Raw genomic sequence first — 23,461 nt, forward strand, 5'->3', positions numbered from 1 at the left:
AGTCCGGACATGCCACACGTGCCCTCCTTCCTCCACAGGGCGACCGCGGTGACGGCGGCGACCCTGCTCACCACCGCCCCCGTCGTCATCGCGCCCCCCGCGGCAGCGGCCGACCTCCCGTACTCCGACCAGTGCGCGTTCCCCAACGGCAAGTACCCGGGCCGCCCCTGGTCCCTGCAACGGGTCCTCCTGGACGAGCTGTGGAGCCAGTCCACGGGCAAGGGCATGCGGGTGGCGGTGATCGACACCGGCGTCGACGTGACGAATCCCCAACTCACCGACGCGGTCGACGTGAAGAGCGGCCGCAACTTCCTGCCCAAGAACCTCAAGGACGACGACGGCAACCCGATCGAGCGGGGAAAGGAGAACGGCACCACGGACACGGTCGGCCACGGCACCAAGGTCGCCGGCATCATCGCGGCCCGGCCCGTCAAGGGCACCGGCTTCGTGGGCCTGGCCCCCGATGCGACGATCATCCCGATCCAGCAGAACGACGCGGAGGGCAACGGCGACGTCGGCACCCTGACTGACGCGATCCGCTACGCCGTCCAGGCGGGGGCCGACGTCATCAACATCTCCCAGGACACCTCACAACCGATGCCGTCGACGTCCGATCTGAAGCTGGCGATCGACCAGGCCCTGAACAAGAAGATCGTGGTCGTGGCCTCCGCGGGCAACGACGGCCTCGGCGGCAACGTCAAGGAGACGTACCCGGCTTCCTACGAGGGTGTCCTCGCCGTCGCCGCCTCGGACCGCAACAACGAGCGCGCCGCCTTCTCCCAGTCCGGCGAGTTCGTCGGCGTCGCGGCCCCCGGTGTCGACATGATCTCCACCGTCCCCAAGGGCGGCCACTGCTCCGACAACGGTACGAGCTTCTCGGCGCCGTACGTCGCCGGCCTCGCGGCGCTGATCAAGGCGAAACACCCCGACTGGACGGCCCGGCAGATCGTCGCCCAGATCGAACAGACCGCGGAGCGCACCACGGCGGGCCACGACCGCCTGGTCGGCTGGGGAGTGGTCGACCCCGTACGCGCCCTGACGGATGACGAACATCCCATAGAGTCCCCCAACCCCCAAGCAGGCCTCGGCAAACCGGAAGCCCCCACCCCGGCCAAATTCCAGATCGGTGAAACCGTCGAGGAACGCAACGCCCGCCTTGCCACCTACGTGGCCGTGGGCGCGGTGGTCCTCGTCGCGGGGATGGGCGGCACGGCGGTGGCGCTCCGGGACGCGCGGCGCAGGCAGAAGCGACGGGTGTAGGGCGGATCATGGAGGCGCTGACCGAACTGAATGTGCTCGGCCTCATCCTGTCCGCCGTGCTGCTGGCCATGGCCTGCGTCAAGGCGGACCGCGTCCGGGCGTGGCGCGCCGGCATCAACCCGTCGGCCGAAGAACTGTCCGACGCCTCGTTCATCACCGCTCGCGTCGTGTTCGTCGCTCTGGCCGGCGTCGGCATCTACCTGTGTGTGCAGGGCTTCGGAGTCTCCGATGACACGACGTGGGACGACGCCGAGTTGACGACTGCGGTGCAGGGGGCCACGGATGCCTTGGACGGCAGCTCCGGCTTCGGCGACATCTATGCCGAGGACAACGACACCGGCTGGATCGACGAGTACGCGACGAAAATCGAGCAAGAGGTCGTCGAGCACGGCGGCGGCGACGCCCCGCAGTACGGCGTGACCGCGACGCCCGCCGACCCGAACACCGCTTCCGAGGCGCGCTACACGGTCACGGGCGCCGACACGCCCTTCTGCATGCAGGTCACACGCACCCGGTCGAAGGACGGGGACTACGATCCGCCGGGAATCGCGGGAGGTGAGGGGACGGTGACGGTGCCTTCGTACGACTTCGCGGTGACGACGCATGAGGGGGGTTGCTGACTTCGCGGCTCGGCCGGGACTGGTCCCCCAGGTAACTCACATACCACGAAGTTCAGTTGGCCGCGCCTCACACGATGACTACAGTGGTCAGCGAGTGTGCCGATCGGTTCAACACCTGTGCACCGCTCAACGACTTCATCAACGGGGAACGGGGAGGGAAGGCATGCTGCCTGCGGAGGGTTTCAAAGTCGGCTTGGAGGCACTGGGAACCTTCAAGAAGCGTGTCGATGCCGTGCTCTCCACATTCGAGGGCTCACCCGGCAGCCCGCAGAAGATCGCGGCGCATGCCCTCTCCCAGGCCTCTTTCAGCGGCTCGGGCGGCTTCGCCGAGGCCAAGGGCCTCCACAGCCAGTACGAGCGCGTCCACGAACGTCTCACCGCCCTCTCCAAGAACCTGGGCCTTCAGATCGAGGCGATGCAGATCGCCGTCATGGGCGCGGGCGGAAACTTCAGCAACATCGACGAGGAGGAGCGGCGGCGGTTCTGGGAGATCAGGACTGAGATCGGCCGTCAGCAGCTTGAAGCGAGGCAGGAGAGGGAAGCGGCGGAGGCTGCGAAGCAGGGCGCGTCCGCGCCGAAGAGCAACGACGAGCGGACGGTCACCTACTAGTGAGCGACAAGCAGAAGCCCCAGGAATCGCACCAGGCGGAGAAGGAGCAGGCCGCGGCGCAGGTCAGCGCCATCGACATGGTGAGCGGCGCGACGGGGGTCGCCCAGCTCCTCCCCTTCGGCTGGAACGTCCCCCGTGTCTTCGGCAAGACGAACTTCGAGGGCCACGCCCTGAACGCCATGATCGACATGGTCGAGTCCGCAAAACCAGAGGACCTGGAACTTGCGGGCACTGCCCTGCTGAACGCCCAGACCGCCATCGAAGACGCCGCGGAGGAACTCGAAGGCCACATCACCCGGGTCGACTGGGAAGGCGAGTCGGGCGAGGCCTTCCGTAAATGGGGCGCCAATCTCGTCATCCACGCCCGCAAACTCGCCGCCTTCGCCGACGCCGCCGGCACCCAGGTCACGGCAGCGGCCACGGGCCTCGCCTCCGTCCGCAGCGCCATGCCGCCGCGCGACACCCGAGAGGACCCCAAGGCGGTCGCGGACATTCCGACGCCCAAGCAAATCGAGAGCAACGCGGAGTACGCGGCTGCGGTCAAGGCCGAGAAGGACCGCCAAGAGGCGATCAACCAGATGAACCGGCTGGCGTCCTTCTACGCGGTGTCGGAAGAGATCATGGCGGCGCAGGAGCCGCCGACGTTCGAGCCTATGCCGGATGTGGGGGTGCCTAAGCCGGATCCGGACTATGGGGATCTCAGAAACGTTGGTGAGCAAGGCATCGGAGGGCTAGGGGGCCCGCACCAGCCCGTGGTGGCCGGACATGACTCATCGAATACGGCGAGTACGGCGACTGAGCACGCCCGTTCGGGAGACACTAGGCCGCCGCTCAAGCATGTGGACGCCCCCACCGTTTCCTCGGATGCGAACGTCGGCACGAAAATCGACAGCGTGGGCACCCTGCCGCCCCAGGAAGCCACGAGGCCGTCGACCAGTGTGGCGCCGACGATGACTGGTCCCCATGGCGCAAACGGAGGGACAGCCCCTCCCTTTCCCTCCGGCACGGTTCCTCCTGCCCTCAGTGGGCCGGCCGGCCGCACCTCGGCCTTCGGCGGAGCGAACGGCAACAGGGCCCCGATCTCGGCTCAAGGTCGCACAGGCACTCCGAGCGGGACCGTCGGCGGTCGAGGCGCAACAGGCCCCATGGGGCACGCCACCACCACGGGGCAGTCAGGTGCTCGAGGTGGCAGCGCGTCCCCCATGGGCCGAGGCATCTCCGGCGGAATGCCACGCACTGTCGGAGGGCCGGCGAGCGACCGTGCGGGCGGTTCGAGTGCCACAGGTGCGGCGCGCGGCAATGGAGTTGTCGGAGGAAGGCCCGCCGCAGGTCCTCAAGGGGTGACCGGTTCCAAGGTCCCGCGCGGTACGGTCGTCGGCGCCGGTGGCAACACCGGCTCCCGAGCGCGCGTCGGCCAAATCGGGCAGCGCGGAGTGATCGGGGCGCCGAACTCTACTCCTGGCGCTCGTCCGGGCCAGACTGCGCGTCCAGCCGCGGGCAATGCCGACGGCGTCGTCGGTACACCGAAGGGGCGAGCCCCAGCAGGGAAAAGCGGTGGACCCACCGGAGGCGGCGCAGGCGCGCCGCACGGCCGCACGGGAAACCGGCGAAACACGAACCGCAGGGATCGTGAGGGTGAGTCTCAACCGGAGACCCCGCGACGCAACACGCCACCAGTGACTGACTGATCAGAGCGAGGATCTACAGAGGCATGACAGGGACCAGCCCACGTGGCGGATTGACGGCGTTCTTCGCAGGACGTGTCGGAAGACGGGTGTCCACCGCGTGCGCGGCACTCGGTGCTTTCGCAGTCATGTCTTCGGGACTGGCCCCGAGTGCGGCCGCCGCAGACGTTCAGTCGAAGCAGTGGTACTTGAACGCGATGCACGCCGAAGACATGTGGAAGATCAGCACCGGCAAAGGCGTCAAAGTTGCCGTGCTGGACACCGGCGTGAATCCGGATACATCTTCCTTGAAGGGCCAGGTGCTCGGAGACGAGGCGCCGGAGGCGGTCTCGCACAACGCCACTGAGGACTACAAAGGCCACGGCACCAGCATGGCGGAGTTGATCGCCGGTACCGGCGCTGGAGGCGGTATGCAAGGCCTAGCCCCGGGTGCGAAAATCGTCCCCTATCGAGTGCTCTCCAAAGGCGTGAGCAGCACCGACAAGAAGAAGACACCGTCAGTCGGCGATGCGATCAAGGCTGCGGCTGACAGTGATGCTCGCATCATCAACATGTCGTTCGGCAGTGACATCATCGACCCAGACGTGGAGAAGGTCATCAAGTACGCCCACTCCAAGGGCAAACTGATGTTCGCTGCTACCGGAAACGACGCCGGATCGAAAAACTTTATTGGCTACCCGGCGGCCTATCCTTATGTAGTGGGGGTGGCTGCCGCTGACGACAAGGGGAAAGTAGGCGACTTCTCGGAGTTCGGCAACTATGTCGATCTGGGGGCCCCAGGTCTCAACGTGCCCTATTGGTGCGACGCGACATTCCGCTCGTATTGCGACGACGGCGATGGAACAAGTATGGCAACGGCCATCGCCTCCGCCTCAGCCGCCCTCATCTGGTCCGCCCACCCCGACTGGACGGCCAACCAGGTCCTGCGCACCATGATCGATACAGCTGGCCGCACCTGGGCGAAGGGCGAGCGGAGCAACTACCTCGGCTACGGCGCCGTCCGCCCCCGCAAGGTGCTGGAGAACAGCGACATCAACCCGGGGTCTGCCGCCACCGACCCCCTCAGCTTTGAGAACGGGACCGGCGTCACGGGCGTCACCGCCTCACCCTCCGCTCCCGCATCAACCTCGTCACAGGCCCCCAAGGGCCCTTCTGGCGGCCAGACTTCGGCGGCAGGATCGACCTCGGAGTCGTCCGACAACACCACGATGTGGGTCGCTCTCGGAGCCGCAGGCGCGGCCCTGGTGATCGGGGGCGGCGTCTTCGCGGTGATCCGCTCGCGGCGAAAGGCATGACGACTCACGCGGGTCAACCGGTCACACACGACCTCTCCGGCGCGATGACGCGCTCGGAAGCGAACCACAGCTCTTACGAAGGGGAGTGCCGAAATGGTCGACCGCAAGCTTAATGAAGGCGACGTACAGAGGCTTCAGACTGAGGTCGTCGATCGATACGACAACATCAGGGGATCGCTCGCGAAGCTGCAGGGAACGATCGACATGATCGAGAAGGCCTGGAGGGGACAGGGCGCCCAGGCGTTCAACACGAAGCAGACGGAAATCAACCAGCACATGGTCGCGATCGGCAAGATGCTCGACGACTTCCTCGAGGGCATCAACCTGAACAAGACCGACAAGCGCAACCTCGAGAACCAGATCGAAGCCGACCTCAAGCAGATTTCGGTAGACGATCTCGGTGGCAAGACGTCGGCGCTCAACAGCTACTGAGGCTACTGACGAGCCATCGGCGGCAGCTAGCCGCACCGCGGTCCGGACTGCGCAGTCCGGCTGAAATCTGCACAGAAACGAGGGAAACATGTCCGGAGCACACTACGACGAACTTGCCGTCACGTACGGCACCATGGATGCGCTCGCCACTGAGCTCGGCAATCAGGCAAAGAAGCTCGAGGAGGACCTCGAGGCCCTGAAGCAGGCCGTGCTCAACGTGTCCTCGGGCTGGGGCGGCGAAGCGTACGAGGAGTTCCAGAAGAAGTCCAAGCAGTGGGACACACACGCGCGAGGCATCCACCAGGCACTGGTCAACATCTCGCAGCGAGTCCACACCGCCGGCGGTGACTACCGAGGCGGCGACCTGAAGGGCGCCAGCTACTTCCAGTAGGAGCGCGCAGTCTGCAAAACCAGGGTGGGCACGCACGGGAGGTGCCCACCCTGCACTGCATCAAAAGAGCCGGATTTTCTCCTTGGTGGGAGAGAGGGGGAGTGTTGCGCCAGCGCACCATCGTGCGGCCCCGTATTAGTCTTCGCCGTCGAGGCGCCGGGCACCTGGACCAAAGCGTTGGCTAGTACCTTCAGATGGTCGGCAACCGTGTTCAAGTCGGCGCTGCCGGTGCGTAGCCGCATCGCCAGGCACTTGTGCGTGTTCGCACGCATAGGGCCAGCGGGTGGGACCCGAAGCTCTTCTTCCAGAGGCGTTTCCTTTACCGGTTCCCGCCGGGAAGTCCCATCAGCGGCACGCCGAGCAGCCCTGCCAAGTATGCTTTCGGCGTCTTCTTGTCCTGATCAGCTGGTACGGAGTTCACAATGCCCAAAGCCCGTTCGTCCGCAGCAACATGGAGTCTCTCGGCCGTAGCCGCCTGCACGTTGCTCGCAGGGTGCTCGGCGTCGGTGCACGCCGGAAAGTCCACCACACCGCAAATGTCTGCGGACAAGCTGGCCACCATCGTCGCCGAAAAGCTCGCCGCAACAACGGGCAAGCCCAAGCCGGACATCACCTGCCCCGAGAACCTCGCTGCCAAGGTCGGCACGACCACCCGGTGCAAGCTCACAGCGAAGGATGGCAGCACCTTGGGCGTAACTGTCAAGGTGACGTCCGTCGAGGGAGACCAGATCAACTTCGATATCAAGGCCGACGAAACGGCTTCCCCGGCTGCGAATTGACGAGCGCGCCGTTCTTCACCGGCCCAGAGGCATGTCGTGCGGAGCTTCGCCGGCCCTCACCATCCGGGGCTACGGGAATCTGGGCATGGACAGAGGTCGGCTGCTGAGATGAGAAGGCTTCTCGGATGAGCCCTGGCCGTGCGGTGCTGGATGCGATCGGCGGAGCAGTATCCGCTAGCATCGTCGTCCGTACGGTCAAACCGCGTCCCTTTTGACTGCTTGCTCAACGGCTATCACTTGTACGTATTAAGGAGCTCGTTCAGACCTGAGGGCGGGCGCCAAGGATCGGCGGTGAACCGGTAAGGTGCTCGAGTAGCTGGCGTGATGCACCCATTGGTGTGAAGCCTAGAATGCGCGAATGCGACGGGGGTTGTTCCATGGGGTCCGGAGCCGGTGGCGAGCAAACACTTGCGAGTTCGCCGAGCGACAAGAAGCGCGCGGCGAAGTACCTGGAAGAGGAGCTGCTGCCGGACACCCAGGCTGCTGCCCGCATCGCGGAGGGCGGTGGAGCGGTGCAGCCGTTCTACGTCGCCCCGGCGCCCCCAAAAAGCCTCCTGATCAAGCCGGACACCGGACTGAAAGGGTTCTCCGGCTGGGCCTTGGAACAAGGTCTCTCCGATGCGCTGACCGTCTGGCACGGGCAGGCGAACCGGCTGATGGGGCGGTTGCAGCAGGAGTTGAACGGGCTGCACGGCACGAAGAACATCCTTCAGAGCCAGGACACAACCGTCGGCGCGCAGGTGGCCGGGGTACGGCTCCCCAGCAGCTTCGACGGGATGTGACAGGGCCAGTCATGGCGCTGAACTACCACGACGTGATGACGATTGATCTGTCTCCGCTCGCGGACGTGTCCAAGGCGTGGAGGAAGATGAGCGATCGCTTCGGTGAGCTGAAGACCGACTATGAGAAGCATGTGCAGAGTGTTCTTGGCAACGGGAACTGGCAGGGGCTCGCGTACGGCGCGCAGCAGCAGTACGCCTCGGCCACTGCTTTCGAGTTCGGAGCGGCCCAGGCAGAGGCGTTGGCCATCGCCAGTCTTCTTACGGATGCACACACCGAGCTGACCCGCTTGCAGAAGGCGGTCAAGGACCTTGTACAAGACGCGGAGAAGAAGGACTACAAGGTCGACGGCTCTGGCAAGGCGACCTATGTCGGGTACGACAACCTCTCCGAACAGGAGAAGTACGCCCTCCATCACGACCCCGACTACCCTCTACTGCTGGCCGATGCCCGAGAGAAGGCACAGAGCTGGACGGACGACATCGCCAAGGCGATCAAAGCCGTCGACGAGGCCGACCAGAGCGTGAAGCGTGCGCTGGCCCGCGCGACGAGCGATGGTTCGGCGGACGGCATCGGATTCGGCGGATTTAACGCGCACGCAGTAGGTGACCTGGCGAAGGCAGGCAAGCCGGACCCAAAGACGAAACCCGACGGGTGGGTCTCCGAAGGCGAGTCCGAAGCCTCCGGCCCCGGCGTCGGAACATCGGTCACCGGGCCCGACACGGGGGCTGGCAAGTTGGGTGAGGCTGAGGCGCATGCCGACCTGGGCCGCGCGAGCGCGGAGGGCTCACTCGCCAACGGGCCGATGAAGCTCGCCGGGGAGGCCGAAGCCTACGCGGGCGCTAAGGTCTCCGCGGCCGGTGGCATCACCAACGAGGGCATCCAGGGCGAAGCCGGCGCCTTCGCCGGTGGCGAAGCCTCTGCCAAGGGACGCACCGACCTCGGCCCCGTCGGGGTGTATGGACGGGCGGAAAGCATGGTCGGCGCAGAGGTCGGTGCCAATGCGGGGGCCGGTCTCGATGGCGTGCAGTTGGGCGGCGAGGCGTTCGCGGGTGCGAAGGCAGGTGCCTTCGGAGGTGTGGACATCGGGGGAATCGGAGTGGGCACCACAGCCGAGGGATGGGCCGGCCCTGGCGCCGAGGCAACCCTGAACTTCAGCAAGGACGCCAACGGCACGTGGCACTGGGCCCCCAAAGTCGGGCTCTCTCCCCTTCTCGGTGGCGCGGTAGGGCTTGAGGTCACCGCCGATCCGGGGAAGATCGCCAACACTGCGGGCGATGCGGCCGACGCCGTGGGGGAATCCGCCGAATGGGTAGCCGATGGGATCGGCAGCCTGTTCTGATGCACGTCCCCGCAGCCCCACTGCCGCAGTAAGGATGGCCCGATATGCCCACCGCTCTGCCCGTACCGATTCAGTTCGAACTGCCGGAAGGCTGGCGTGCTGCACCGCCGGATGCAGTCGGAGTGCCGGAGGCCTCGTTCGTCGCACTGCACCCGCAACCGGATGCCCGATTCACTGCGAACGTCATGATCGATGGTGAGTACCGCCCGGACGCGGCGAGGCTGTCCGCGATCGCCCATGACTCGGTGGAGCGCTTGCGCCAGGCTGCCACGTCGGTGAAAGTCACCAGCCACCACGAGATCGGTTCAGCGGACGCACCCGGCTTCACACAGACGCTGGCCGTCTCGGCCGTCGTCGGGGGCGTGGCTCGCGACCTCGTGCAGTCGCAGGTGTACCTATCCATACTGGACGTCGCCGATCCGAGTAAGCGGGCTGTGATACGCCTGGTCCTGACCGCCACTGCATCCCAACATTCCTATGTCCTCAGCGACTTCCAGGACTTCGTGCGCACAGTCCGCCTGGATGCCAACACGGCTTCATAGGCGTCTCCGCAGGCGGCACGTGTGGCACCGGCAACCTGGACCGTCGTAAGTTGACCTCATGGGCCTCTTCGACAATCTGACCGGAACCAAGCACCCCGATGACGGTGTCGCGCCCCGCCCAGCCGAGGAGGTGCGGTCAGCCCTGCTCGGCCTCAACCGGTCCGATGTCCCGTACATCATCCGTAACGGCGCCGCAGGGGGCGCCGACCTGGTGGCTGAGTGGCGGATGGCAGAGCCCGCCTGGCAGACGTTCTTCATTCAGTCCCAGCTGACTCGCGCCGTCCAGATCAGGATGCGTCTGGTCGAGGAGGACCATGAGGTGCGTGTCCTTGAGGAAGGGCGGGAGGTCACCCGAGTCGGGAATCCGCCGAGACTTGCGATTTCCAAGCAGTACACGCGCGGGCCCGACAGGACCGTTTCCCGCCGCTACACGATCCAACGCGGGGAGAGCGGCCGCCTCCAGGCGACAGAGACATTCCGTTTCGACGCCTCGGAGCTACGCAACCCCCTGCAGGACATCGTCCTCAAGTCGGGCTGGACCTGGCGCGGAGTGATCTTCGGGAAACTGTGAGGCCAGCCGCTCCTTGCTTAGCAGCCACGCACAACGTTGGTCTCTCCCCCAGGAGGGCGTTGACTGACGCCTAGTGTCCTGAGTCGGGAATTCGCTGCGTAAGTCAGTGCTGGTTCGACATGATGTCCGGATGGCGAGGACGGGACGGCCGAAGGCCGAGCTGCTGGACGACGACGAGCGTGCGACATTGGCCCGCTGGGCCAGGCGCCGGACGTCCTCTCAGGCGCTGGCCCTGCGGTGCCGGATCGTGCTGGGAAGCGCAACGGGCGCTTCGAACAAGGACGTTGCGGACCGGCTGGGCGTCGAGGCACACACGGTGAGCCGGTGGCGGGCCCGGTTCATGCGGGACCGGTTGGAGGGCCTGACCGACGAACCGCGTCTGGGCGGACCGCGGAAGATCACCGAAGGCCAGGTCGAGGAAGTGGTCGTCAAGACGCTGGAGACCACGCCGAAGGACGCCACGCACTGGTCAACGCGGTCCATGGCCAAGGAGGTGGGCCTGTCCCAGTCGGCCATCGCGCGGATCTGGCGGACCTTCGGCCTCAAGCCGCACCTGGTGGACACCTTCAAGCTTTCGAAGGACGCGCAGTTCATCAAGAAGGTCCGTGACGTGGTCGGGCTCTATCTCGCCCCGCCCGAACACGCACTGGTGCTGTGCGTGGACGAGAAGACACAGATCCAGGCCCTGGACCGGTCAGCACCCGTGCTGCCGATGATGCCGGGCATGCCCGAGCGCCGTACCCATGACTACGTGCGCGGCGGCGTCACCACCCTGTTCGCTGTGCTGAACACGGCCACCGGCGAGGTGATCGGCCAGTCCATCGCCGGCATCGCGCCGTGGAGTTCAAGAAGTTCCTGATCCGGATCGACAAGGAAGTGCCCGCCGGCCTGGACGTCCACCTGATCTGCGACAACGCCTCCACGCACAAGACCCCCGCCATTCAGCGGTGGCTGGCCGCACACCCGCGCTTCCACGTGCGTTTCACCCCCACCAGCAGCTCCTGGCTCAACCAGGTCGAGCGGTGGTTCGGCCTGCTCACCGACAAGCAGATACGGCGAGGCGCCCACAAGAACGTCCAGACCCTGGAGAAGGACATCCGCGCCTGGATCAAGACCTGGCCGAAACCCTTCGTTTGGACGAAGACCTGGAGTTGCCAGGCACCCCTGGTCGGCCGGGTACTGGTTCAGCTGCATTCGCGTCTTCGACTGCTGCTCCGCCGCCTTGGACTTCAGCTGTTCCCACTCATCCCACGCCATCGGTGTGCCCTTTCCCCCGGTATCTTCGCCCGAGCGGCTCCCGGACGATTGCGCTCCGCCCAGTTCCTGGACGATCACGCTTTGGTCAGCGTAGCCAGACCCTAGTCAGAGGTCCCCTCCCGTCCGAGTCGCTACTCGCACCTGCACAATCCCCTGAGACTGGTCCACTCGTCTCAATCCTCAAGCCCACCGGACTCGATGTAATCAAGGCTGATGAACTACCACACGGCCATCACGACCATGACCGCTGCGAGTGAAAGAAGCAGAATTCGCCGACCTCCGTACCCCGCTTCTGACGGTTCGTTCCTCTCGGTCAGTGAAGCGGCGTGCCTGGAAGCGCCACCAGAGCGCCTCTTGATCAACCAGGTCCATCCCGCCGAGCCTGAGGAGCGAGCAGGAGCAGGAAGATCCCGACCCCGACCATCAGAACGCCCCTTCCGGACTCAACCCGATCTGCACCAACGGCTTCCCCCTCCGCCGAGACACGAAGACCCCCCGCCCCGCCGGCATGGGCCGCGGCCGAACCCCGCCGAGCAGGTCCCCCTCACCCGGATCGCCGGCCAGCACGACCCCCTGCGCCCCCAGTTCCTTCACCCGCTGCATGAACGCCTCGTACGAAGCCCGCCCCGCACCCGCCGTCGACCGCGCGATGATGAACCGCACCCCCACATCCCGTGCGAACGGCAACAGCTCCGTCAACCCAGCCAGCGGATTCCCGCTCGACGTGGCAACGAGGTCGTAGTCGTCGACGACGACGTACACCGTGGGTCCGCGCCACCAGCTCCGGTCCCGCAGCTGCTGGGCGGTGACGTCGGCTGTCGGTGTGCGGCGTTTCATCAGGTCTGCCAGGGCGGCCATGTGGTGGTCCATGGAGTTGGACATGGGGATGTATTCGGCGAGGTGCGACGACGGCGTCACGTCCAGCAGTGAGCGCCGGTTGTCGATGACGAACAGCTTCGCCTCGTCGCCGGAGTACCGCTGCGTCAGCTGCTGGATCAGCAGCCGCAGCAGGTTCGACTTGCCCGACTCGCTCTCGCCGAAGACGAGGAAGAACGGGTCCTGCTCGAAGTCCACGAAGACCGGTTCGAGGTTGTCCTCGTCGAGGGCGAAGGCGACGCCGCGGCGCGGGAAGCGATCGCCTGGGGGGAGTTGATCGGCCGGGAACTCGCGCGGCAGCAGACGGACTTCGGGGGCGCCGGGGGCCTGCCAGTGCCGGGAGACCTCGGTTGCGAGGGCGGCCGTGGCGTCGGCCAGGTCCGTGTCGGAGGTGAGACCGTCTATGCGCGGCACCGCCGCCATGAAATGCAGCTTCTGCGGCGCCTGTCCGCGGCCGGGCACCCCCGCCGGGACGTTCGCGGCCACCTTGCGGTCCAGCTCGGAGTCCATCGTGTCGCCGAGCCGCAGCTCCAGGCGGTTCATCAGATGGTCCTTGAGGTTGGCCCTGACCTCCATCGAGCGTGAGGCCGTCAGGATCAGGTGGACGCCGTAGCCGAGACCGCGCGCCGCGATGTCGTGGATCACCTGGTCCATCGCCTCGTAGTCCGCGCGGAAGTTGCCCCAGCCGTCGATGACCAGGAACACGTCACCCCAGGGCTGATCCGTGACCGGGATCTCGCCCCGGGCCCGCCTGGCCCGGAAGTCCGCGATCGAGGCGATGCCCGCGGAGCGGAAGTACTCCTCGCGGCGGTTCAGCACGCCGTACACCTCGGCCACCGTGCGCCGGACGCGCTCCGGATCCAGGCGTGAGGCGACCCCGCCCACGTGCGGCAGGCCGGCCACCGCCGCCATGCCGCCACCGCCGAAGTCGAGGCCGTAGAACTGCACTTCGTACGGCGTGTGCGTGAGTGCGAACGCCGAGATCAGGGTGCGCAGGAGCGTCGACTTGCCGGACTGCGGGCCGCCGATGATCTGCATGTGGCCGGCCGCGCCGGAGAAGTCGACCCAGAGCGGGTCGCGGCGCTGCTCGTAGGGCTTGTCCACCAGGCCCGCCGGTACGACCAGGCGGCCGGCGCCTTCGTAGCCCGGCTGTGTGAGGCCGCGGCCCTGTACCGCTGTGAGGCCGGGCAGGAGTCCGTCGAGCGGCGGCGGACTGTCCAGCGGCGGCAGCCACACCTGGTGTGCGGCCGGGCCCTGGGCTTCCAGCCGGCGCACGATCACGTCGAGCACGGTGTCGGCGAGCGCGTCGTCGACCTCCGGACTGTCCGAAGCCGAAGGGCGCTGCTGCGGCACGGCCATGTACTGCACCGGCACCTCGGCCGCTGTGAACAGCACCGGCCGCCGGTTCATCGGCAGCGGGCCGCCGCCCAGCGCAGTGCGCTGCGTGCCCGAGCGGTACACGCCGGAGACGTAGGCCGCTTTGAAGCGCACCATTTCGTCCGTACCGAATTTGAGAAGGCCGGAGCCGGGGACGTTCGGCAGCTCATAGGCGTCCGGTACGCCGATCGCCGCGCGGGACTCCGCGGCGGAGAAGGTGCGCAGACCGACTCGGTACGACAGGTAGGTCTCCAGACCGCGCAGGCGGCCTTCCTCCAGGCGCTGCGAGGCCAGCAGCAGATGCACACCGAGCGACCGGCCGATGCGGCCGATCTGCACGAACATCTCGATGAAGTCGGGCTTCGCCGTCAGCAGCTCACTGAACTCGTCGATGACCAGCACCAGCGACGGAATGGGCCGCAGGGCGGCACCGGCCGCGCGGGCCTTCTCGTAGTCGTGGATGTTGGCGTAGTTGCCCGCGTCGCGCAGCATCTCCTGGCGGCGGTTGAGTTCGCCGCGGATGGAGTCGCCCATGCGGTCGACCAGGGTGAGGTCGTCCGCGAGGTTGGTGATGACGGCCGCGACGTGGGGCATCTGCGCCATGCCGGCGAAGGTCGCGCCGCCCTTGAAGTCCGCGAGGACGAAGTTCAGCGTCTCCGACGAATGGGTGACCGCGAGGCCCAGTACCAGCGTGCGCAGCAGCTCCGACTTGCCGGAGCCGGTGGCACCGACGCACAGGCCGTGCGGGCCCATGCCCTCCTGGGCGGCCTCCTTGAGGTCCAGCATCACGGGGCGTCCGTCCTCGCCGACCCCGATCGGCACCCGCAGCCGCTCGGCCAGCGAACGCGGCCGCCAGGTGCGCTGGGTGTCGACGGACGCCGCGTCACCGAGGTTCAGCAGATCGGTGAACTCCAGGTTGGCGAGCAGTGGTTCGTCGTCGTCACCGCCCGAGGCCATCCGCAGCGGGGCCAGCTGCCGGGCGAGGGCTTCGGCGGACTCGTAGGAGAGGACGTCGGGGGTTCCCTCGTAGACGACACCGTGTCCCGACTCCAGGTGCAGCGCTTCGGGCTGTACGACGATGGAGAGCTCGCCGCCGCCTGTGATGAGCTCGCCGGGGACCACCTCGAGGACGGTGACGCCCTGGAGCCCTTCGGGATTGGCCAGGACCGAGTCCGGCGGCAGGGTGAGGCCGTCGAGTACGACGACGATGTGGGGCTCCTCCGGCAGGGGCGCCGCGTTCGGGTGGAAGCGCGGGCGGCCGGTCAGCCGGGTGGCGAGGAGGTTCTCCAGTTCGCGGCTGTCGCTGTCGATCAGCCTGCGGCTGCCCGCTCCGTCCACGGCGCCGGGCGCTTGGACGTGCGGCAGCCACTTGGCCCACTCCCAGTGGGGCAGGGCCTCGCGTCCCGCCGCCACCACGATGAGGAGATCTTCCGGGGAGTGCAGTGCGGCCAGCGAGCCGGTGATGGCCCGGGCGGAGGACCGTACGGACTGCGGATCGCCGCTGATCGTGACGTGGTAGAACGCCCGCAACGAGACCGCCATCGGCAGGTCGTCCAGGGTGCTGTGGACGGCGAGGAAGCGCTGCATCGCACCCGCGGTCAGCGGCTCCAGCTGCTCGACGGGCGCGGTTTCGGGGGCGACGAGGGTCCTGGCGAGGGACTGCGCGCCGAGGCCGATGCGGACCTGGGCGAAGTCCTCGTCGCCGGAGCGTCGTTCCCAGACCCGGCTGCCCTCGGCGACCAGGGCCCACAGCTGTTCGGGGGAGGGGTGGAGGAAGTACTGCGCGTCACGCTGAGTCTTCGCCGTGTCGACGGCCGTGCGCCGGGTCTGCGCCAGGTAGCTCAGGTAGTCGCGGCGCATGTCCGCCAGCTCCCCCTGGGAGCCGCGGCGGAAGCGGATCACCATCGCGACGGACATGGCGATGGTCGAGGCGATCATGACCATGCCCATGATCCTCATGAACGGCTGCCCGCTCGTGAAGAAGAAGACCACCGAGCCACCCATGCCCAACGTCGGCAGGAGTTGCATCAGCACGCTCTCCCGATGGCCCCGCGGAAGTTCCGGTGGAGGCTGCAGGATGATGTCCTGCGTGGACACTTCGGACGGCAGCACCCGAGGCGGGCGCTTCACGACGATGTGGCTCACTGGCATCCATTCCCTCGACCAGCCCGAGAGTCCGTCCGCCGCCCCGTGTCAGGCGGACGCAGGGCCGCCGCGCGATCCTACTGACTCCCCTGGACGCAAGGGGCGATAGGGTGCCGGAAGTTCGCGTCGGCACACGCGAGTTGAGCCGGAGTAAACGGGGCATTGCGGCAGATCCCGCCGGCCGCGGAAGCCCGGCGACGGCACGAAGGGCTGTTCCCGCGGCCTCGCCGCACGATCGGTCACCGGGGACGGGAAGACCGCGCAGGACTTCCGTACCGTAGGCAAAGAATCATCACTGAGGGGGAGCAGCAGGTGAGCATGACGGCCTCCGCGGCAGCCACCGGAAGGGGACCCGGTACGGGAACTCCCGCTGGGGCGGGCACGGGTCTCGGTTTCTGCCGCGTCACCATCGTCGCGCCCGACAGCCGGATCGACGTGGCGCTGCCCGACGACATCCCGGTCGCCGACCTCTATCCGGAGATCCTCACCCTCACCCGGCAAGGTCCCGCCGAGGGCGCGCCCGTCGGCTACCACCTGGTCCGCCGGGACGGCACTGTTCTCGACAGTGCCCGTTCCTTCGCCGCCCAGCGCATCCTCGACGGCGAACTCCTCGCGCTGCGCCCGTTCTCCGAGTCGCTGCCGCCCGCCGTCTTCGACGACGTCTCCGAGGCGGTCGCCTCCGCCGTGACCAGCGAGCGCACCCTGTGGAGCGGCGACCTGACGCGCGCGGCCGGTCTCGTCGGGGGAGGCGTACTGCCGGTCCTGCTGGCCTTCGTGGCCTGGATGGGCGACCCGCTGCACGACATGAACAGCCTGCCCGGCATCCTCGCCGGCGTCGCGGGTGTCCTCCTGGTCGTCCTGGCCTGCGTGCGCGCCCGGGTCTACGACGACCGGGCCTCGGCCATCGCCCTGGGGCTCGGCGCCCTCCCCAACGTCGGCGTGGCCGGCTCGGGTCTCCTGCCGCTCGCCGACGGGCAGGGCATCGGCCGGCTCCAGTTCCTCCTCGCCTGCGCGGCGGTGCTGCTGGCCTCGGTCCTGCTCACCCTGTGCTCGCCGAGCGGGGACGGCCCGTTCGTCGGCTTCGTCGTCGCCTCCGCCATCAGCCTGATCGCCGTGTTCGCGGCGATCCTCGCCGACTGGGCGCCTTCCGAGATCGCCGCCCTGTGCGCCCCGATCGCCGTCGGGGGCCTGGCCTTCCTGCCGGGGCTGTCGATGCGCTTCGCCCGGCTCCCGATCGGCTTCGACACCCCGAACACGGCCCCGCGCAGCGCGTACGACACCGACCCCGCCCCTCAGGAGCCGGTCGACGCCGAGCGAGTCGCCGCCCAGGCGCGGCGTGGACACGAACTCCTGGTCGGTCTGGTGGGCGGCTGCGCGCTGCTCGCCGTCGGTTCCTCGGCGGTCCTGGGATTCTCCGAGAACGTCTGGGCCCAGCTCCTGGCCCTGGCGACCGGCCTGGCCATGCTGATGCGCGCCCATCTCTTCCGGTACACCGGCCAGGTGGCCCCCGTCCTGGCCGCCGGTCTCGCCTCTCTCGTCCTGCTCGGCCTGGGGCTGGCACTCAATCCGCCGCACTCGATCGTCCGCGAGGCCCTCACGGGCGACCGCAGCGACCTCGACCTCCGGACCATCTGGCTCGTCGCGGCGATCGCCGCGGCGGCCGCGCTCGTCACGGCGATCGGTTTGATCGTCTCGCGTGGGGGCCTCACCCCGTTCTGGGGACGCTTCCTGGAGATCGCCGAGGGCTTCGTGCTGCTGACCCTGGTGCCGCTGACCCTGGCGGTGTTCGACGTGTACTCGGCAGTCCGCTCGATGACCAGCTGAGCCCCGCCCCGCTGCCCTCCGTGCTCACCCGCTGCCCTCCGTGCTCACCCGATCCATCCGGGCGGCGGACCCACCACACCCACGCACCGGGTCGTCGGGGAGTGCCCGACGACCCGGTAAGGGCTCCCGTGCCCGCCCGTCACTCCGGGCCGAGCCCCCCACTGCGGGACCCCGACTCGAGATCGAACTCCCCGTCCCGCGCCCCCAGCACGAACGCCCGCCACTCCGCCTCCGTGTAGCGCAGCACCGTGCCCGGGTCGAGCGACGACCGCATCGCCACGGCCCCCTCGGGCAGGTAGGCGATCTCGACCCGCTCCTCGTGGCCCTCCGTGCCCGGCGCGCTGTGCCACTCGACACCGGAGATGTCGAGGGCGTAGAGCTCGTCCCGCTCCCGCTCCTTGCGTGCCTTGATCTCCTCAGCCGTCTCCGCCATGCCGCAGCGACCCCTTCCCGACGTACGAACGATCCGAATCTGCTTACCCTAGTGGCCGCCTCCGCTCCGGCCGGGAGGTTCGAAGGACCAGGGCAAAGAGGACCCCGACCGCCTGGTACCCTGGTCGACGGCCGTTTGTGTACGCACCCCCGGAGCTCACCGCTCTGGAGGCCGCGCCCAGCGGATCCCCGCCTTCCGAGTCATGGAAGCTCCCCCGAGACACAGACCGGGGGCACTCGGTGGCCATCACAGACTACGAGGAGTACGCGTGCCGCTCGACGCCGCTACGAAGAAGCAGATCATCACCGAGTTCGGCCAGAAGGAGGGCGACACCGGCTCCCCCGAGGTCCAGGTCGCCATGCTCTCGCGCCGCATCTCGGACCTGACCGAGCACCTCAAGACCCACAAGCACGACCACCACTCCCGCCGTGGTCTGCTGATCCTGGTGGGTCAGCGTCGCCGCCTTCTCCAGTACCTGGCGAAGAAGGACATCCAGCGCTTCCGTGCGCTGGTCGACCGCCTCGGCATCCGCCGCGGTGCGGCGGGCGCCAAGTAAGACGCCGTGAGGGGAGCGGTTCCCGAAGGAAAGGGGACCGCTCCCTTTGCTGTACGTGCGGAGTGTCACCACTGCTTTGTAGTGTGGTAGCACAACGCAATACGGACGACGCAGCACGACAAGAAGACGACACCGCACGACACGAATGAGGAGAGGCGCACCCAGCCGCCGCCGGTCCTCGGTAGTGGCCCCCGGGGGAAGTGAGCCCCGGGTGCTTCGATCGAAGACCGGCCCGCACAGCACGGCGCGCTTCTCCGCAACCGTCTCCCTGCCACACGGGCAGCCGAGACGAGGACGAGGAGAAAACACTAGTGGAGAACGAGACCCACTACGCCGAGGCCGTCATCGACAATGGCACCTTCGGTACCCGCACCATCCGCTTCGAGACGGGCCGCCTGGCCAAGCAGGCCGCCGGCTCCGCCGTGGCGTACCTGGACGACGACACCATGGTGCTGTCGGCCACCACCGCCTCCAAGAACCCCAAGGACCAGCTCGACTTCTTCCCCCTCACGGTGGACGTCGAGGAGCGGATGTACGCCGCCGGCAAGATCCCCGGCAGCTTCTTCCGCCGCGAGGGCCGTCCCTCCGAGGACGCGATCCTCACCTGCCGCCTGATCGACCGCCCGCTGCGCCCCTCCTTCAAGAAGGGCCTGCGCAACGAGATCCAGGTCGTCGCCACGATCATGGCGCTCAACCCCGACCACCTGTACGACGTCGTGGCGATCAACGCCGCGTCCGCGTCCACGCAGCTGGCCGGCCTGCCCTTCTCCGGCCCGATCGGCGGCGTCCGCGTCGCGCTGATCCGCGGCCAGTGGGTGGCCTTCCCGACGCACACCGAGCTCGAGGACGCCGTCTTCGACATGGTCGTCGCGGGCCGCGCCCTGGAGGACGGCGACGTCGCGATCATGATGGTCGAGGCCGAGGCCACCGAGAAGACCATCAAGCTGGTCGAGGGCGGCGCCGAGGCGCCGACCGAGGAGGTCGTCGCCGCCGGTCTGGACGCCGCGAAGCCCTTCATCAAGGTGCTCTGCAAGGCCCAGGCCGACCTCGCCGCGAAGGCCGCCAAGCCCACCGGCGAGTTCCCGGTCTTCCTCGACTACCAGGACGACGTCCTGGAGGCGCTCACCGCCGCCGTCAAGCCGGAGCTCGCCTCCGCGCTGACCATCGCCGGCAAGCAGGAGCGCGAGTCCGAGCTGGACCGCGTCAAGGCGCTCGCCGCCGAGAAGCTCCTGCCGGAGTTCGAGGGCCGCGAGAAGGAGATCTCCGCCGCGTACCGCTCGCTGACCAAGACCCTGGTCCGCGAGCGCGTCATCAAGGAGAAGAAGCGCATCGACGGCCGCGGTGTCACCGACATCCGCACCCTGGCCGCCGAGGTCGAGGCCATCCCGCGCGTGCACGGCTCCGCGGTGTTCGAGCGTGGCGAGACCCAGATCCTGGGCGTCACCACCCTGAACATGCTCCGCATGGAGCAGCAGCTGGACACGCTCTCCCCGGTGACCCGCAAGCGCTACATGCACAACTACAACTTCCCGCCGTACTCCACCGGCGAGACCGGCCGCGTCGGCTCCCCGAAGCGCCGCGAGATCGGCCACGGCGCCCTCGCCGAGCGCGCTCTCGTGCCGGTCCTGCCGACGCGCGAGGAGTTCCCCTACGCGATCCGCCAGGTCTCCGAGGCGCTGAGCTCCAACGGCTCGACGTCCATGGGCTCGGTCTGCGCCTCCACCATGTCGCTGCTGAACGCCGGTGTGCCGCTGAAGGCCCCCGTCGCCGGTATCGCCATGGGCCTGATCTCCCAGGAGATCGAGGGCGAGACGCACTACGTCACCCTCACCGACATCCTCGGTGCGGAGGACGCCTTCGGCGACATGGACTTCAAGGTCGCCGGCACGAAGGACTTCGTGACCGCCCTCCAGCTCGACACCAAGCTGGACGGCATCCCGGCCTCCGTCCTGGCCGCGGCCCTCAAGCAGGCCCGTGACGCCCGCCTCCACATCCTCGACGTGATGATGGAAGCGATCGACACGCCGGACGAGATGTCCCCCAACGCCCCGCGGATCATCACCGTCAAGATCCCCGTGGACAAGATCGGCGAGGTCATCGGCCCCAAGGGCAAGATGATCAACCAGATCCAGGAGGACACCGGCGCCGACATCACGATCGAGGACGACGGCACGATCTACATCGGCGCGGTCGACGGACCGTCCGCCGAGGCCGCCCGCACCACGATCAACGGCATCGCCAACCCGACCATGCCGGAGGTCGGCGAGCGCTACCTGGGCACGGTCGTGAAGACGACCACCTTCGGTGCGTTCGTGTCGCTGCTCCCGGGCAAGGACGGTCTGCTGCACATCTCGCAGATCCGCAAGCTCGCCGGCGGCAAGCGCGTGGAGAACGTCGAGGACGTGCTCGGCGTGGGCGCCAAGGTCCAGGTCGAGATCGCCGAGATCGACTCCCGCGGCAAGCTCTCCCTGATCCCGGTCATCGAGGGCGAAGACGGCGACGAGAAGAAGGACGACGGCGACCAGTGACGTCCCGCGGTTTCAAGGCGACGGCCCGCACCTCCTCGGAGGCGCGGGCCGTCGCCCGTACCCAAACCCTCATCAAGGGCCAGAACGGCATCGGCACGGTCCGCAAGACCACCCTCCCGGGCGGCCTGCGCATCGTCACCGAGACCCTGCCCTCGGTCCGCTCCGCGACCTTCGGCATCTGGGCGCACGTCGGCTCCCGCGACGAGACCCCGGCCCTGAACGGCGCGACCCACTACCTGGAGCACCTGCTCTTCAAGGGCACCAGCCGCAGGTCCGCCCTGGACATCTCCTCCGCCCTCGACGCCGTCGGCGGCGAGATGAACGCGTTCACGGCGAAGGAGTACACGTGCTACTACGCACGCGTGCTCGACAACGACCTGCCGCTGGCCATCGACGTCGTCTGCGACATGCTGACCGGCTCGCTGATCGTCGAGGAGGACGTCAACGTCGAGCGGGGCGCCATCCTCGAAGAGATCGCCATGACCGAGGACGACCCGGGCGACTGCGTGCACGACCTGTTCGCGCACACGATGTTCGGCGACAACCCCCTCGGCCGCCCGGTCCTCGGCACGGTCGACACGGTCAACGCCCTCACCGCCGACCGCATCCGCCGCTTCTACAAGAAGCACTACGACCCGACCCACCTGGTCGTCGCCTGCGCCGGCAACATCGACCACGCCCAGGTCGTACGGCAGGTCCGCGCCGCCTTCGAGAAGGCCGATGCCTTCAAGAACCCCGCCGCCGACCCCGTCGCCCCGCGCAGCGGCAAGCGTGCCCTGCGCACCGCGGGCCGCGTCGAGCTGATCGACCGCAAGACCGAGCAGGCGCACGTCGTGCTCGGCATGCCGGGCCTGGCCCGCACGGACGAGCGGCGCTGGGCCCTGGGCGTGCTGAACACGGCCCTCGGCGGCGGCATGTCCTCCCGTCTCTTCCAGGAGGTCCGCGAGAAGCGCGGCCTGGCCTACAGCGTGTACTCGTACACCTCGGGCTTCGCCGACTGCGGCTTGTTCGGCGTATACGCGGGCTGCCGCCCGTCGCAGGTCCACGACGTGCTGAAGATCTGCCGCGACGAACTCGACCACGTCGCCGAGCACGGCCTCTCGGACGACGAGATAGGGCGTGCGATCGGCCAGCTCCAGGGGTCCACGGTCCTCGGCCTGGAGGACACCGGCGCGCTGATGAACCGTATCGGCAAGAGCGAGCTGTGCTGGGGCGAGCAGATGTCCGTCGACGACATGCTCTCCCGGATAACGTCGGTCACCCCGGACGACGTCCGCGAGGTCGCCCGCGAGATCCTGGGACGGCGGCCCTCCCTGTCGGTCATCGGTCCGCTGAAGGACAAACAGGCGACCCGGCTGAACGACGCGGTCGCCTGACCACCCCCTGGTGAAGGAAGCACAAGAGATGAGCAAGCTGCGCGTGGCGGTCCTCGGCGCCAAGGGCCGGATCGGCTCGGAAGCCGTACGAGCCGTCGAAGCCGCCGAGGACATGGAACTGGTCGCCGCCCTCGGCCGGGGCGACAAGCTGGAGACGCTGACCGAATCAGGCGCCCAGGTCGCGGTCGAACTGACCACGCCCGACTCGGTCATGGCCAACCTCGAGTTCTGCGCCGGCCACGGCATCCACGCGGTCGTCGGCACCACCGGCTGGACCGACGAGCGCCTCGCGCAGCTGAACGGCTGGCTGTCCGCCTCCCCCGAGACGGGCGTGCTCATCGCGCCGAACTTCTCCATCGGGGCCGTCCTCACCATGAAGTTCGCGCAGCTCGCCGCCCCCTACTTCGAGTCCGTCGAGGTCGTCGAGCTGCACCACCCGAACAAGGTGGACGCCCCCTCTGGCACCGCCACGCGCACCGCACAGCTCATCGCCGAGGCCCGCCGCACCGCCGGCACCGCCCCGGCCCCCGACGCCACGGCCACAGCCCTGGACGGCGCCCGCGGCGCCGACGTCGACGGTGTCCCGGTCCACGCCGTCCGGCTGCGCGGTCTGCTCGCCCACCAGGAGGTCCTGCTCGGTGCCGAGGGCGAGACCCTCACGGTCCGGCACGACTCGCTCCACCACAGCAGCTTCATGCCGGGCATCCTGCTCGGCGCCCGCCGCGTGGTGAGCACCCCGGGCCTGACCTTCGGCCTGGAACACTTCCTGGACCTGAACTGAG

19 protein-coding genes and 1 pseudogene are annotated in these 23,461 nt (G+C 68.0%); 18 read left to right on the forward strand and 2 right to left on the reverse strand.

The genetic code is table 11. The annotated features are described in order from the left end of the window. Positions 1-9 precede the first annotated feature (9 nt). The 13 genes and pseudogenes from mycP to CEB94_RS29610 all read left to right on the forward strand — a co-directional run. Positions 10-1,260 (forward strand): type VII secretion-associated serine protease mycosin, encoded by a 1,251-nt coding sequence (gene mycP, locus CEB94_RS29550; protein ID WP_175435071.1) that lies wholly within the window; start codon positions 10-12, stop codon positions 1,258-1,260. Between the two features lie 8 nt (positions 1,261-1,268). Beyond that, the gene (locus CEB94_RS29555) at positions 1,269-1,880 is read left to right on the forward strand and encodes a hypothetical protein (protein WP_175435072.1); all 612 of its coding nucleotides are present in this window, start codon (positions 1,269-1,271) and stop codon (positions 1,878-1,880) included. A 163-nt stretch (positions 1,881-2,043) separates the two neighbouring features. Beyond that, on the forward strand, positions 2,044-2,490 hold the full coding sequence (locus CEB94_RS29560) for a hypothetical protein (protein WP_175435073.1): 447 nt from the start codon (positions 2,044-2,046) through the stop codon (positions 2,488-2,490). Next, a complete protein-coding gene (locus tag CEB94_RS29565; protein ID WP_175435074.1) occupies positions 2,490-4,178 on the forward strand; it encodes a hypothetical protein in 1,689 nt (562 codons plus the stop codon). Before CEB94_RS29560 ends, CEB94_RS29565 begins: the two co-directional genes overlap by 1 nt. Positions 4,179-4,303: 125 nt before the next feature. Beyond that, positions 4,304-5,470, forward strand: coding sequence for a S8 family serine peptidase (locus CEB94_RS29570; protein WP_281292586.1), 1,167 nt, complete (start codon positions 4,304-4,306; stop codon positions 5,468-5,470). Positions 5,471-5,563: 93 nt separating this feature from the next. After that, entirely contained in the window at positions 5,564-5,902 is a 339-nt protein-coding gene (locus CEB94_RS29575) for a WXG100 family type VII secretion target (RefSeq protein ID WP_031138371.1), read from the forward strand. Positions 5,903-5,990: 88 nt separating this feature from the next. Next, positions 5,991-6,293 (forward strand): WXG100 family type VII secretion target, encoded by a 303-nt coding sequence (locus tag CEB94_RS29580; protein ID WP_097221215.1) that lies wholly within the window; start codon positions 5,991-5,993, stop codon positions 6,291-6,293. A 422-nt stretch (positions 6,294-6,715) separates the two neighbouring features. Next, positions 6,716-7,072 (forward strand): DUF4333 domain-containing protein, encoded by a 357-nt coding sequence (locus CEB94_RS29585; RefSeq protein ID WP_175435076.1) that lies wholly within the window; start codon positions 6,716-6,718, stop codon positions 7,070-7,072. 377 nt (positions 7,073-7,449) lie between these two features. After that, a complete protein-coding gene (locus tag CEB94_RS29590) occupies positions 7,450-7,854 on the forward strand; it encodes a hypothetical protein (RefSeq protein WP_175435077.1) in 405 nt (134 codons plus the stop codon). Positions 7,855-7,865: 11 nt separating this feature from the next. Then, positions 7,866-9,194 (forward strand): hypothetical protein, encoded by a 1,329-nt coding sequence (locus CEB94_RS29595; protein ID WP_175435078.1) that lies wholly within the window; start codon positions 7,866-7,868, stop codon positions 9,192-9,194. Positions 9,195-9,238: 44 nt separating this feature from the next. Further along, positions 9,239-9,736, forward strand: a complete 498-nt coding sequence (locus tag CEB94_RS29600) for a hypothetical protein (RefSeq protein WP_175435079.1) — start codon at positions 9,239-9,241, stop codon at positions 9,734-9,736. Between the two features lie 58 nt (positions 9,737-9,794). Next, on the forward strand, positions 9,795-10,307 hold the full coding sequence (locus tag CEB94_RS29605) for a hypothetical protein (protein ID WP_175435080.1): 513 nt from the start codon (positions 9,795-9,797) through the stop codon (positions 10,305-10,307). Positions 10,308-10,437: 130 nt separating this feature from the next. Continuing rightward, positions 10,438-11,453, forward strand: a pseudogene (locus CEB94_RS29610) (IS630 family transposase); the annotation flags it as partial. A gap of 534 nt (positions 11,454-11,987) precedes the next feature. Here CEB94_RS29610 and eccCa read toward each other — a convergent pair. Next, positions 11,988-15,962, reverse strand: a complete 3,975-nt coding sequence (gene eccCa, locus CEB94_RS29615; RefSeq protein WP_175435081.1) for a type VII secretion protein EccCa — start codon at positions 15,960-15,962, stop codon at positions 11,988-11,990. A gap of 318 nt (positions 15,963-16,280) precedes the next feature. Between eccCa and eccD the strand changes: the two genes are divergently transcribed. Then, positions 16,281-17,786: a type VII secretion integral membrane protein EccD gene (gene eccD, locus CEB94_RS29620; RefSeq protein ID WP_175437212.1), complete on the forward strand. Its 1,506-nt coding sequence runs from the start codon at positions 16,281-16,283 to the stop codon at positions 17,784-17,786. A 139-nt stretch (positions 17,787-17,925) separates the two neighbouring features. On the opposite strand, the gene CEB94_RS29625 is transcribed toward eccD, so the two are convergent. After that, complete coding sequence (locus CEB94_RS29625) at positions 17,926-18,219, reverse strand: DUF397 domain-containing protein (RefSeq protein WP_175435082.1); 294 nt, start codon at positions 18,217-18,219, stop codon at positions 17,926-17,928. 268 nt (positions 18,220-18,487) lie between these two features. On the opposite strand from CEB94_RS29625, the gene rpsO reads away from it, so the two are divergent. The 4 genes from rpsO (at position 18,488) to dapB (ending at position 23,460) form a co-directional block, all read left to right on the forward strand. After that, the gene (gene rpsO / locus CEB94_RS29630; protein ID WP_003993372.1) at positions 18,488-18,775 is read left to right on the forward strand and encodes a 30S ribosomal protein S15; all 288 of its coding nucleotides are present in this window, start codon (positions 18,488-18,490) and stop codon (positions 18,773-18,775) included. A gap of 311 nt (positions 18,776-19,086) precedes the next feature. Then, a complete protein-coding gene (locus CEB94_RS29635; RefSeq protein ID WP_175435083.1) occupies positions 19,087-21,303 on the forward strand; it encodes a polyribonucleotide nucleotidyltransferase in 2,217 nt (738 codons plus the stop codon). After that, positions 21,300-22,679 carry a M16 family metallopeptidase gene (locus tag CEB94_RS29640; RefSeq protein WP_175435084.1) on the forward strand — a complete coding sequence of 460 codons (1,380 nt, stop codon included), beginning with the start codon at positions 21,300-21,302 and terminating at the stop codon, positions 22,677-22,679. Before CEB94_RS29635 ends, CEB94_RS29640 begins: the two co-directional genes overlap by 4 nt. Before the next feature lie 28 nt (positions 22,680-22,707). Beyond that, positions 22,708-23,460, forward strand: coding sequence for a 4-hydroxy-tetrahydrodipicolinate reductase (gene dapB, locus CEB94_RS29645; protein WP_175435085.1), 753 nt, complete (start codon positions 22,708-22,710; stop codon positions 23,458-23,460). The last annotated feature ends 1 nt before the right edge of the window (position 23,461 follow it).

Source organism: Streptomyces hawaiiensis (genome assembly GCF_004803895.1).
Lineage (GTDB): Bacteria > Actinomycetota > Actinomycetes > Streptomycetales > Streptomycetaceae > Streptomyces > Streptomyces hawaiiensis.

Bases quoted from the DNA above. Each gene is read 5' to 3' on its own strand.
- mycP (WP_175435071.1), top strand. From the start codon at position 10: ATGCCACACGTGCCCTCCTTCCTCCACAGGGCGACCGCGGTGACGGCG.
- CEB94_RS29555 (WP_175435072.1), top strand. From the start codon at position 1,269: ATGGAGGCGCTGACCGAACTGAATGTGCTCGGCCTCATCCTGTCCGCC.
- CEB94_RS29560 (WP_175435073.1), top strand. From the start codon at position 2,044: ATGCTGCCTGCGGAGGGTTTCAAAGTCGGCTTGGAGGCACTGGGAACC.
- CEB94_RS29570 (WP_281292586.1), top strand. From the start codon at position 4,304: ATGTCTTCGGGACTGGCCCCGAGTGCGGCCGCCGCAGACGTTCAGTCG.
- CEB94_RS29575 (WP_031138371.1), top strand. From the start codon at position 5,564: ATGGTCGACCGCAAGCTTAATGAAGGCGACGTACAGAGGCTTCAGACT.
- CEB94_RS29580 (WP_097221215.1), top strand. From the start codon at position 5,991: ATGTCCGGAGCACACTACGACGAACTTGCCGTCACGTACGGCACCATG.
- CEB94_RS29585 (WP_175435076.1), top strand. From the start codon at position 6,716: ATGCCCAAAGCCCGTTCGTCCGCAGCAACATGGAGTCTCTCGGCCGTA.
- CEB94_RS29590 (WP_175435077.1), top strand. From the start codon at position 7,450: ATGGGGTCCGGAGCCGGTGGCGAGCAAACACTTGCGAGTTCGCCGAGC.
- CEB94_RS29595 (WP_175435078.1), top strand. From the start codon at position 7,866: ATGGCGCTGAACTACCACGACGTGATGACGATTGATCTGTCTCCGCTC.
- CEB94_RS29600 (WP_175435079.1), top strand. From the start codon at position 9,239: ATGCCCACCGCTCTGCCCGTACCGATTCAGTTCGAACTGCCGGAAGGC.
- CEB94_RS29605 (WP_175435080.1), top strand. From the start codon at position 9,795: ATGGGCCTCTTCGACAATCTGACCGGAACCAAGCACCCCGATGACGGT.
- eccD (WP_175437212.1), top strand. From the start codon at position 16,281: ATGACGGCCTCCGCGGCAGCCACCGGAAGGGGACCCGGTACGGGAACT.
- CEB94_RS29625 (WP_175435082.1), bottom strand. From the start codon at position 18,219: ATGGCGGAGACGGCTGAGGAGATCAAGGCACGCAAGGAGCGGGAGCGG.
- dapB (WP_175435085.1), top strand. From the start codon at position 22,708: ATGAGCAAGCTGCGCGTGGCGGTCCTCGGCGCCAAGGGCCGGATCGGC.